Origin of the sequence: Burkholderia sp. E168m23, from assembly GCF_016586125.1 — a bacterium.
In the GTDB taxonomy this organism is placed as follows: domain Bacteria; phylum Pseudomonadota; class Gammaproteobacteria; order Burkholderiales; family Burkholderiaceae; genus Burkholderia; species Burkholderia orbicola.
In genome coordinates, this window is the sequence record NZ_BCPP01000135.1 from 1 (window position 1) to 10,324 (window position 10,324).

The 10,324-nt window shown below is 68.3% G+C and carries 9 protein-coding genes and 2 pseudogenes; 3 read left to right on the forward strand and 8 right to left on the reverse strand.

Going from position 1 to position 10,324, the window contains the following annotated elements; translation table 11 throughout:
• A pseudogene (locus tag JMF90_RS09895) lies at nucleotides 1-296 on the forward strand (VacJ family lipoprotein); the annotation flags it as partial.
• A gap of 129 nt (nucleotides 297-425) precedes the next feature.
• Here JMF90_RS09895 and JMF90_RS09900 read toward each other — a convergent pair.
• From JMF90_RS09900 to JMF90_RS09920, 5 genes are all read right to left on the reverse strand, one after another.
• A complete protein-coding gene (locus JMF90_RS09900; protein WP_011548766.1) occupies nucleotides 426-1,133 on the reverse strand; it encodes a phosphorylase in 708 nt (235 codons plus the stop codon).
• Between the two features lie 3 nt (nucleotides 1,134-1,136).
• Nucleotides 1,137-3,110: a squalene--hopene cyclase gene (gene shc / locus JMF90_RS09905; RefSeq protein ID WP_011548765.1), complete on the reverse strand. Its 1,974-nt coding sequence runs from the start codon at nucleotides 3,108-3,110 to the stop codon at nucleotides 1,137-1,139.
• Nucleotides 3,111-3,122: 12 nt separating this feature from the next.
• Complete coding sequence (hpnE, locus tag JMF90_RS09910; RefSeq protein WP_011548764.1) at nucleotides 3,123-4,376, reverse strand: hydroxysqualene dehydroxylase HpnE; 1,254 nt, start codon at nucleotides 4,374-4,376, stop codon at nucleotides 3,123-3,125.
• Nucleotides 4,377-4,389: 13 nt separating this feature from the next.
• Entirely contained in the window at nucleotides 4,390-5,238 is an 849-nt protein-coding gene (gene hpnD / locus JMF90_RS09915; protein ID WP_041489446.1) for a presqualene diphosphate synthase HpnD, read from the reverse strand.
• A gap of 258 nt (nucleotides 5,239-5,496) precedes the next feature.
• A complete protein-coding gene (locus JMF90_RS09920) occupies nucleotides 5,497-5,829 on the reverse strand; it encodes a hypothetical protein (RefSeq protein ID WP_006480205.1) in 333 nt (110 codons plus the stop codon).
• Nucleotides 5,830-6,018: 189 nt separating this feature from the next.
• Here JMF90_RS09920 and JMF90_RS09925 point away from each other — a divergent pair, with 189 nt between their 5' ends.
• A complete protein-coding gene (locus tag JMF90_RS09925) occupies nucleotides 6,019-6,903 on the forward strand; it encodes an alpha/beta fold hydrolase (protein ID WP_011694908.1) in 885 nt (294 codons plus the stop codon).
• Nucleotides 6,904-6,918: 15 nt separating this feature from the next.
• Here JMF90_RS09925 and JMF90_RS09930 read toward each other — a convergent pair whose 3' ends face one another.
• The 3 genes from JMF90_RS09930 to JMF90_RS09940 are packed head-to-tail and all read right to left on the reverse strand — an operon-like array spanning nucleotide 6,919 to nucleotide 8,844.
• Nucleotides 6,919-7,860: a GGDEF domain-containing protein gene (locus tag JMF90_RS09930; protein WP_011548761.1), complete on the reverse strand. Its 942-nt coding sequence runs from the start codon at nucleotides 7,858-7,860 to the stop codon at nucleotides 6,919-6,921.
• Complete coding sequence (locus JMF90_RS09935; RefSeq protein ID WP_011548760.1) at nucleotides 7,857-8,483, reverse strand: chemotaxis protein CheC; 627 nt, start codon at nucleotides 8,481-8,483, stop codon at nucleotides 7,857-7,859. The genes JMF90_RS09930 and JMF90_RS09935 overlap by 4 nt, the downstream gene beginning before the upstream one ends.
• Nucleotides 8,476-8,844, reverse strand: a complete 369-nt coding sequence (locus JMF90_RS09940; RefSeq protein ID WP_011548759.1) for a response regulator — start codon at nucleotides 8,842-8,844, stop codon at nucleotides 8,476-8,478. The genes JMF90_RS09935 and JMF90_RS09940 overlap by 8 nt, the downstream gene beginning before the upstream one ends.
• Before the next feature lie 471 nt (nucleotides 8,845-9,315).
• Between JMF90_RS09940 and JMF90_RS09945 the strand changes: the two are divergent.
• A pseudogene (locus JMF90_RS09945) lies at nucleotides 9,316-10,324 on the forward strand (hybrid sensor histidine kinase/response regulator); the annotation flags it as partial.

The following is a 10,324-nucleotide window of genomic DNA, read 5'->3' on the forward strand; positions in this document are numbered from 1 at the left end:
CCATGCCGGGCGGCTTGCCGAACTATGAGGACCCGGGCGATGCGGGCGGCACACCCGGCGGCGCATCGGGCGCGGCGCCGAACAATGCACCGGCCGCGCCGGGATTGCCGCAGTACGACGATCCGGGCGCGGATAGCGCGATGCCGGCGAGTGCGCCTGCCGCGACACCGGTCGCTGCGTCGGCTGCTGCACCCGCAGCTGCGTCGGCGGGAGCGACGACAGCGCCGGCTGCCAACGGCGCGCCGATCGCGCCGGCGATGCCGACGCTGCCCGCGAGCAGTCCCGCCGCGCAGTAACGCCGCGCAGTAACGCCGCAACGGCGTCCGCGCAAAAACAAAGAGCGCTGCATGATGCAGCGCTCTTTGTTTTTGCGCGCGAAACGGCAGACCGAAAAGCGGGAAAGAAGGGTAGCGGCGTGTGTCTGCTCAGACGATCCGCATCGCCCCCGCACGCCCAAACGCATGCCGCGCCTGAATCAGCGTCGTGCGCGCTGCGCGCGCATCGCTGGCAACTTGCAGCAGCGGCCCGAGCTGCGACGGCTGCTTCAGCAGTTCGCGCAGGATCGGCAGGATCGCCGTGCTGCCGTCGTCGCGCAGGCCGGCCGTCGCTGCGCTCGGCAGCGTGCGCCACGCCGGATCGACGATCGCGCGGCACACCGCGAACGGCACGCCGCGTGCAGCCGCGAAGGCCGCCGCGATATGCGACTCCATGTCGACGGCCAGCGCGCCCTTCGCGTGATGCAGCGCCGCCTTGTCCTGTTCGCTGACGACCGGCGCGCCGACGGCCGCGATCGTGCCGCGCGTGACGCGCGCCCACACCGGCGTGTCGTGCAGCGCGGCGACGAGCCGCGTGCTCCAGCCCGCGTCGGTCTCCACGCGACCGAACGGCCCGTCGATCGCGTTCGCGATCACGAGCGCACCGGGCGCGAGATCCGGTGCGAGCCCGCCCGCCGTGCCGAAGCTGACGATGCCCGCGCAACCGCGCGAAGTCGCTTCGGTCAGCGCCCGCTCGAGCCGGTCGGCCCGCGCGGCGAACACGGCCTCGACGCCTTCACCGCGCGCGATGCGCGCCTCGAACGCCATCCCGGTCACCGCGATGATGGGCAATACGCCGTCGTGCTGCGTCGTCGCCACGCGTTACATCCCGACCGTCACGCGCGTCGCGTTCGCGCGCTTCAGGTTGCGGTAGCGCGCCAGCGCCCACAGCGGGAAGAACTTGCGATAACCGTGGTAGCGCAGGTAGAACACGCGCGGGAAGCCCGTTGCCGTGAAGCGCGTCTCGTCCCACAGCCCTTCTTCGTTCTGCTGAGCGACGAGGTAGTCGACGCCGCGCGCCACGGCCGGGTTGTTCACTTCGCCGGCCGCCATCAGGCCGAGCAGCGCCCAGGCCGTCTGCGACGCCGTGCTCGGCGCCTGCTCGTAACCGCGGTAGTTCAGCTTGTAGCTGTCGCCGTCCTCGCCCCAGCCGCCGTCCTTGTTCTGGATCGACAGCAGCCACTGCGCGGCGCGCTTCATGCGCGGGTCGTCCGGCGTCAGGCCGGCCGCATTCAGCGAGCACAGCGCCGTCCACGTGCCGTACACGTAGTTCATCCCCCAACGGCCGTACCAGCTGCCGTCCGGCTCCTGTTCCTTCAGCATGTAGTCGAGCGCGCGGCGGGCCGGCTCGCTGTTCAGCGGCGTCTCGCCGAGCTGCGACAGCATCGACAGGCAGCGGCCCGACACGTCGGCCGTCGGCGGATCGAGCAGCGCGCCGTGATCGGAGAACGGGATGTTGTTCAGGTAGTACTGCGTGTTTTCCGGTTCGAACGCGCCCCAGCCGCCGTCGCTGCTCTGCATGCCGACGACCCATTCGCGCGCCCGCGCCATCGATTCGCGATACGTGTCCGATTGCTTGAGCTTTTGCGCGCGATCCATCGCCATCACGACCACGGCCGTATCGTCGACGTCAGGGTAGTGCGCGTTCGCGTACTGGAACGCCCAGCCGCCGGGCCGCACGTTCGGGCGGCGCGAGATCCAGTCGCCGCGCACGTCGAGGATCTGCAGCGGGCGCAGCCATTCGAGGCCGCGCAGCACGGCTTCCTCGGCACGCGCATCGCCGGTCTCGAGCAGCGCATGCGCGACGAGCGACGTATCCCACACGGGCGACAGGCACGGCTGGCAATACGCCTCGTCGTCGTGCACGACGAGCAGCTTCTCGAGCGCCTTGCGCGCGATCGCACGGTTCGGATGATCTTCCGCATAGCCGAGCACGTCGTACATCATCACCGCGTTGGCCATCGCCGGATAGATCGCGCCGAGGCCGTCCTCGCCGTTCAGGCGCTCGTCGACGAACGACACGGCCTGACGGATCGCGCGTTCGCGCGTATAGCTCGGGAACAGGCCGTCGACCGCGCGCAGCGCATGGTCGACCACGCGGAAAAACGCGAACCAGCCCGCGCTCTGATGGCCCTGGCGCGGCAGCAGCCCGGCGTTGACGGGCGGATCGATGAACAGCTCGTCGATGCGCACGCCGCGCGGGTTCTTCGCGAGCGGACGCTTCGCGTTCAGCACGAGCAGCGGCACGATCACGGTGCGCGCCCAGTACGACACCTTCGACAGGTGGAACGGGAACCACTGCGGCAGCAGCATGATCTCGACCGGCATCATCGGCACCGCGCGCCACGGAATCGCACCGTACAGCGCGAGCTGGATGCGCGTGAACACGTTCGACATCTCGGCGCCGCCCATCGCATGGATGGCACGGCGCGCGCGCTGCATGTGCTCGGCGTTCTCGTCGTCGCCGATCACCTTCAGCGCGAAATACGCCTTCACGCTCGCGCTGATGTTCGGCGCGCCGTCGGTGAACAGCGGCCAGCCGCCGTCGGCCTGCTGGATGCGGCGCAGATACTTGCCGATCTTCTGTTCGAGCTCGAGGTTCGGCGTCTCGCCAAGATAGTGGACGAGCAGCACGTATTCGGCGGGAATCGTCGAATCCGCCTCGAGTTCGTAGACCCAGTGGCCATCCGCTTGCTGCGCGGCGAGCAGCGCGTCGGTCGCACGCGCGACAGCCGCGTCGACGCCGGCCGGCACGGCGCCGGCGGACAAGGTAGCCATTTCGGTGAGATCGTTCATCGGTCCCTCTCTTTATTGCGTCTGGAGCACGTCCGCGGCCAGCTGGCCGGAACGGATCGCGCCCTCGATCGTGGCGGGCAAGCCGGTGGCAATCCAGTCGCCCGCGAGTACAAGATTGGTCCAGCGCGTACGCACGGCCGGACGTTTCATTTCCTGCGACGGCACCGCCGCAAAGCCCGCGCGCGGCTCGACGACGAGCTGCCACGCGGGAATGGTTTCCGGGTTCGCGCCGCTCACGCGCGCGACGTCTTCCCAGATGCGCCGCGCGAGCGTGTCGCGCGGCATGTCGAGCCAGCGACCCGCATCGCGGATCGTCGCCGCGAGCAGCCCGTCGCCGGTCCGCACTGCGTCGACGACGCCGTTGACGACGGTCGTCTGCAGCGGATTGCCGGTCGACGCGTCGACCGCGAAATACGCGGTCACGACCGCGCTGAACGTGTCGGGCGCCGCGAGTTCGGGCACGAGCGGCTGCGCGACCTCGGGCGGCACGGCCAGCACGACCGCGTCGCCCGGCGCGAGATCAATGCGCTCGCCGCCGATCGACACCGCATCGACCGCATTACCGTGCGCGCCGAATTCGAACGCGTCGAGCCGCGAATTCAGGCGGATCTGCGCGCCGCCGTACTGCAGCATCCGCAGCGCCGGTTCGACGAACGCGCTGCCGAGCCCGCGACGCGCGACGAGCGGGCGGCAGCCGGGGCCGCCCGCGGCAAACGCGCCGCGCAGCGCCGCGCGCGCCAGCTCGGCGCTTGCGTGGCGCGGCTCGATATTCAGCACCCCAAGGAAAAACGGCCGCAGCCAGCGATCCCACAGCACGCCGTCGCATCGCATCGTCTGCGCGAGCGAGCGGCCCGTGCGGGCGAACGCGAGCGGGGCGAGCGCGAGGTAGTCGAGCGGCGTCGTGCCCGGCGCGCGCGACGCGGCATCGAACAGCCACGACGGCCAGCGGCCGTTGCCGAAGCGCAGCGTCCAGCGCTGCTGCGACGCGACGTCCACGACCGGGCATTCAGCCAGCGCGGGCCCCGCGAGTTGATCGGCCGCGCCGATCGCGCGCAGGTAGCGCTGCGTCGCGGGCTGCCCCGCGAAAACCGTATGCAGCCCGCTGTCGAGCGTCGTGTTCAGCGTCCCGTCGAACCACGAGCGGCAGCGGCCGCCCGCGTGTGCATGCGCGTCGTGCAACACGATGCGGCGCCCGCGACGTTGCAGCTCGACCGCGGCAGACAGGCCCGCGAGTCCTGCGCCGATCACGTGGACGGTTCTGGGCATCGCCTCGGTCGACTCAGAACAGCGCGTAGCGCGCGGCGATCATCAGCATGCGCGCCTTCGGCTTGCGCAGCGGCGCGCGCGGCGCGGCAAAGCCGCGTGCGATCGCGGCCTCGAGAATGCAGCGATACGCGCCCGACATGATGCGCGGCGCCTTCACCTGCGCACGCGGGCAGGTGTCCATCACCGCATCGGCCTGGCAGAAGTGCTCGAGCGCGCGCTCGACGAGCGTCGCGCACACGCGCGGCAGCGCCGGATCGCGCACGATCGTCGCCGGATCGGTGATCGCGATGCCTTCGCGCGCGAGCAGCTCGCGCGGCAGGTAGCACCGGTTGATCGCCGCGTCGTCGTCGATGTCGCGCAGGATGTTCGTCAGTTGCAGCGCGCGGCCCAGGTGGTGCGACAGCGCGATCCCTTCGGCTTCCGGCATCCCGAAGATCCTCACCGATAGCCGGCCGGCCGCGCTCGCCACGCGATCGCAGAAGAGGTCGAGCGTCGGCTCGTCGGGCGCGCAGATATCTTCGGCCGCGTCCATCGCCATTCCGTCGATCATCGCGTGGAAATCGTCGCGCTGCAGGTTGAACGCGCGGATCTCGCGATCGAGCGCGACCAGGTGGCGCGGCGGCCGACCGGCGAAGCAGGCGTCGATGTCCGCGCGCCAGCGATTCAAGCCCGCGTTGCGCTCGGCGCGCGGCAGGTCGCTGTCGGCGATGTCGTCGACCGCGCGGCAAAACGCGTAGACCTGGAACATCGCATCGCGCTGCACGGCCGGCAGGATGCGCATCGCCAGATAGAAAGAACTGCCCGATGTGACGGCAGCGGCGTCGGTTTCTTGTTCGTCCACGACGGAATGGGAAACGGCCAAGACGAGCTCCACGGAGACACCCACGCGGGGCGATTGAAGAAGCCATGCCCGGCAGGGATGGTCAGGGCGTCGAATGCGTGCGGGATAGGCGAACGATCGACGCAGACAGGCACAAATTACCGGCCGGAAGCCGGAATTGGCCGAAAGTATAGCAATCTTTGAAGTTCGATGGCGGACACGCGCCATGTGTGGCGGGGTGTTGAGCGCCCTGGAGAGGGCGGCGCGGCCGGCCTCGGCGAACGGGCCTCGCGCGACGCGTCAGCCGTAGACGATGTCGCGCTGCAGATCGAGTGCGATGAGCCCCATTTCGCGTGTGAGCTGCAGCATCGAGCGGCGCTCGAGGCGCGAGCCCATGAAGCTCGTCACGCGGCCGTCGGGTTCGGCGGTGAACTGGAAAACCGCGCCGCCCGTACCGAACCACGCGCCCGGCACGTCGGGCGATTCCTGCCAGTCGATCTGCTCGAATACGCGCGCGATGCCCGCGCGCACCAGGTCGCCCGGGCCGATCGGCGGCGCGATGTCGCCGAGGTCGTCGAGCGAATAGGGGCCGGGTTTGTTCGGCTTCCGGTAGAAGAGATAGTCGACGTTCATGGGGCGCAATCGCAGGCAAAGCAACAAATTAGCGCGCTTCGGCACAAATTCAAATCGGATACCGACGAAATGTGGCCTGCGCGACACAAAGGGACGGATCGTTGCCGCCCGGGAAACGCGCCGCGCGATCGCGTTTCGATGGCGGCCGGTTCGTCTAAGATGACACCTTTCTCGAAAAATACGGACACCATGGAGACGAACGACAACGCCACCCCGCAGTCCGATCATCCCGTTTTCGTGCTCGTGCACGGCGCGTGGCATGGCGCGTGGTGCTACGCCCACGTGGCGGCCGCGCTGGCCGCGCGCGGCTACCTGTCGATCGCGCGCGACCTGCCCGCGCACGGCATCCATGCGCGCTTTCCCGCGTCGTACCTCGCCCGGCCGCTCGACAAGGACGCGTTCGGCGCCGAGCCGTCGCCGGTCGCGAACACGACGCTCGACGACTACGCGACGCAGGTGATGCAGGCCGTCGACGACGCGTACGCGCTCGGCCGCGGCAAGGTCGTGCTGGTCGGGCACAGCATGGGCGGCCTCGCGATCACGGCGGCAGCCGAACGTGCGCCGGAAAAGATCGCGAAGATCGTCTATCTCGCGGCCTTCATGCCCGCGTCGGGCGTGCCGGGCCTCGACTACGTGCGCGCGCCGGAAAACAAGGGCGAGCTGCTCGGCCCGCTGATGCTCGCGAGCCCGCGCGTGGCCGGTGCGCTGCGCGTCGATCCGCACAGCGGCGATGCCGCGTATCGCGAACTGATGAAGCGCGCGCTGTACGAAGACGTGCCGCAGGCCGACTTCGATGCGGTCGCGAACCTGATGAGCTGCGACGTGCCGGCCGCGCCGTTCGCGACCGCGATCCCGACGACCGCCGCCCGCTGGGGTGCGATCGACCGTCACTACGTCAAGTGCCTGCAGGATCGCGTGATCCTGCCCGCGCTGCAGCAGCGCTTCATCGACGAAGCCGACGCGTTCGCGCCCGGCAACCCGACCCACGTGCACCAGCTCGACAGCAGCCATTCGCCGTTCGTGTCGCAGCCGGCCGTGCTGGCCGGCGTGCTCGCCGACATCGCGAAAAGCTGAGCGGGGCGGGCGCGGTCAGTCAGCGTACGCGACCGACCGATCGCGCCCGAGCCGCTTCGCACGATAGAGCGCGGCGTCGGCCTCGTTGACGAGTACGTCGCAGGTCAGCGCGCCGGCTTTCGCGCAGGTGCCGCCGACGCTCGCCGTGACCGGCACGCTGACGCCCTCGGCATCGACCGGCATGCTGCCGATCGCCTCGCGCACCTTGTCGGCCACCCGCATCGCCTCGTCGAGATTCGTGCACGGCAGCAGCAGCGCGAATTCCTCGCCGCCGAAACGCCCGAACGTATCCTGCGCGCGCACGATCGACGCGACGCGGCGCGCGGTCTCGCGCAGCACGGCGTCGCCCGCCGCATGCCCGAAGCGGTCGTTGATCGTCTTGAAGTGGTCGAGGTCGAACAGCAGCACCGACAGGTCGCCGCCGTAGCGCTGCCAGCGCGCGAATTCGTCGCCGAGCCGCGCCTCGAAGAAGCGCCGGTTCGCGATGCCGGTCAGCCCGTCGCGGTTCGCGTGTTCGCGCAGCTTCGCGACCGCTTCCTCGCGCTCTCGTTGCATCACGCTCACGTGCGTGACGTCCGAGATCGTCACGCACACGGCCTCGACGTCGCGGCCGCGCGTGAGCGGCATGAACGTGCAGTCCTGCTGCATGTAGTCGACGCCGCCCGTGATCGGCCGGTCGTGCTCGAAGCGGAACAGATAGGGCCGCTGCTCCCACGAGCTGAACGCGAAGCTGCCCAGCTGGAACACGCTCTCGAGCTTGCGCGACAGCCACGCGCGCGGCAGGTCCGGAAAGCAGTCGAAGATGTTGCGGCCGATCACGTCGGCGGCCGGGATGCCGCTGTGGTCCTGCATGAAGCGATTCCACATCAGGACGGTCATCGAACGGTCGAGCACGAACAGGCCGAAGCCGACCCGCTCGATCACGAGGTCGCTCAGCGACGGGGCGGCGGCCGTCATAGCGCGGACAGCAACGCGTCGAGCGCGTCGCCCATCAGGCGGATCGAATCCTCGGCCATCAGCATCACGAAATGTGCGCGGAACGTATGGTCCTCGAGCCCGAAGTTCACCTCGAGCAGCAGCGCGACGCTCCACCCCAGTTCGTTCGGCTGGAAGACGTCGTCGAACGACACGTTCGCACCGAGCAGCCCCGGCGGAAAGAACACGGGCTTGCGGCCGAGTTCGTCGAGGATCGACGCGACGCAGGCGCCCATCAGCACGTTCGCGACGTCGAACACGATCTCGTCCGGCGTCGCCATCCCGCCGTACACGCCGTCGCCGAAGGTACGGTCGACGACCGACATGAGCCGCGCGACACCCGCCGTGCGGCACAGCACGATCGCCTCGCCCTTGATGTCGGAACGGAAGCCCTGGCGCACGGCAGTCACGTTGTCGTGGATGCCCGTCATCTCGCGCAGCGCGTCGCCCGCGTCGGCCGCTTTCACGACGCGCACGCGCGGCACCGACAGCTCGATGAAATGCCCGAGCAACAACGCAAGCCGCGCGGCGGCGCGGCCCATTGCAAGGTTGGCGATTTCCTGCAACGCGTCGCGTTGCTCCGCCGTGAACACCGATTCAGGCATACAACCCATACTCCTTGAGAATGGGCAGCAATGCCTCCGACGTCACGGGCTTGGCAACGAATGCGATCGCGCCCAATTCACGCACGCGTGCTTGCGCCTGCGGCTGGATATCGGCGGATACCACGATCACGAACGTGTTCAGATCTTCGTGGCGCAGTGTTTCCAGGACCTGATATCCGCTCATGTCGGGCATCGTCAGGTCCAGAAACATCACGGAAGCTTTGCCGTCACGATAGAGCGCCAAGGCCTCGCGACCATTCGCTGCATACGCGACGTCAACGTCCCAGTCTCCCGGCAGCGCCTTTGTCAGAAGTTTGCGAGCGAGCAGCGAATCGTCGGCAATTACAATCGGCAAAGGCATGGGGCGATGCGGTATACGGAATGGTCTCTCTCGCGTTAACGACCGCGCGGCGCTCTTCTTTAGTGCCTTGCGTTTCGGGCGCGGCCAACCGCCTTGCGACCAGGCACGGGCGCCGCGACGCAGGTGCGCGCGACGCACCGCGCGGCAATCGCCGACGGGCGCATGTATCTGTCATAGGGAAAGCAAGGCGCGATTCTCGGAGTAAACCGGAGGCGATGCAACTCGCCATTTTCACCATTTCGAACAGAATCGGTCCGATCGCGCGTGATTCCGAAAACAGCCGCGACCATTTTCGAGATAAGCACGCAAAATTTTTCCTTGTGTACGTTTGCGCTGCCGGATTCGTCGCGTTTTCAATCTGACGGTTTACCTCTGTCATATACGACAGGTTTGCGCCCGTACGGCACCGCACGGCGGGCCACCGCAACTCGTTTATGATGGCAGACACCTCTGCCTCACCCGCTTTCCTCGATGACGTCCGAACGGCCTGCCGACTCCCGCGCCCCCGCCCCTTCTCCCGCCGACGACTGGCAGGATGACGGCAGCTACGCGTCCGGCGCACCCGAGCACGATTTCGCGGTGCGCCGCGTGACGCTGATCGTGCTGCTCGTCGCGGCGATCGTGCTGCCGTGCATCTACGTGGTGGTGATGGCGTACAACGACCTGAAGGCGCGCGAGGCCGCCGCGAGCGACGTGACGATGCGCACGGTGCGGGTCGCCGAGGAACACGCGCTCAAGGTATTCGACCTGAGCGAAACGCTCGATGCGCGCATCGTCGACCTCGTGCAGGACATGGACGACGCGACCGTGCGCAGCAAGGAGTCCGACATCCATGAAGCGCTGAACACGATCGGCGGCGGCTATCCGCAGGTGGCCGCCGTGTCGATCTTCGGCGCGAGCGGGATGCTGCTCGCCAACAGTCTCTACTATCCGGCGCCATACGCGTCGATCGCGAACCGCGACGATTTCGCCGGCATCCGCGACGGCAAGGTCATCGAACACATCTCGCGGCTGATGATGGGGCCGCTCAAGCTCGAGAACATTCCCGTCTTCAACACGGGCGTCGCGCGACGCCATAGCGACGGTTCGTTCGCCGGCATGGTGTCGATCGCGCTGAAGTCGTCGTATTTCAATGCGTTCTACCGCGACCTGCTCGGCGGCGCGAGCACGCCGATGACGATGGCGCTCGCGCGCTCGGACGGCGCGGTGATCGCGTCGTATCCGCCGCCGCCGTCGCTCGCGCACACCGATCGCTCGGTCACGTTCGGCAACCCGCGCAACGATCCGCGCGCGGGCGTGGTGCGCGTGGGCCACGACGGCGCGAGCAGCGAGATCGTCGCGTATCGCCAGGTCGGCAGCTATCCCGTCTACGTGACCTGCGCGTACCGCACGTCGGCGATCTGGCATGAATGGTACGAACACCTGAGCGTGCTGTTCATCTCGATGTTCGCGCCGTCGGTCGCGCTGTGGTCCGTGATCT

Coding starts and splice junctions, on each gene's coding strand:
- shc (WP_011548765.1), bottom strand. CDS start 3,110: ATGAACGATCTCACCGAAATGGCTACCTTGTCCGCCGGCGCCGTGCCG.
- hpnE (WP_011548764.1), bottom strand. CDS start 4,376: ATGCCCAGAACCGTCCACGTGATCGGCGCAGGACTCGCGGGCCTGTCT.
- JMF90_RS09920 (WP_006480205.1), bottom strand. CDS start 5,829: ATGAACGTCGACTATCTCTTCTACCGGAAGCCGAACAAACCCGGCCCC.
- JMF90_RS09925 (WP_011694908.1), top strand. CDS start 6,019: ATGGAGACGAACGACAACGCCACCCCGCAGTCCGATCATCCCGTTTTC.
- JMF90_RS09930 (WP_011548761.1), bottom strand. CDS start 7,860: ATGACGGCCGCCGCCCCGTCGCTGAGCGACCTCGTGATCGAGCGGGTC.
- JMF90_RS09935 (WP_011548760.1), bottom strand. CDS start 8,483: ATGCCTGAATCGGTGTTCACGGCGGAGCAACGCGACGCGTTGCAGGAA.
- JMF90_RS09940 (WP_011548759.1), bottom strand. CDS start 8,844: ATGCCTTTGCCGATTGTAATTGCCGACGATTCGCTGCTCGCTCGCAAA.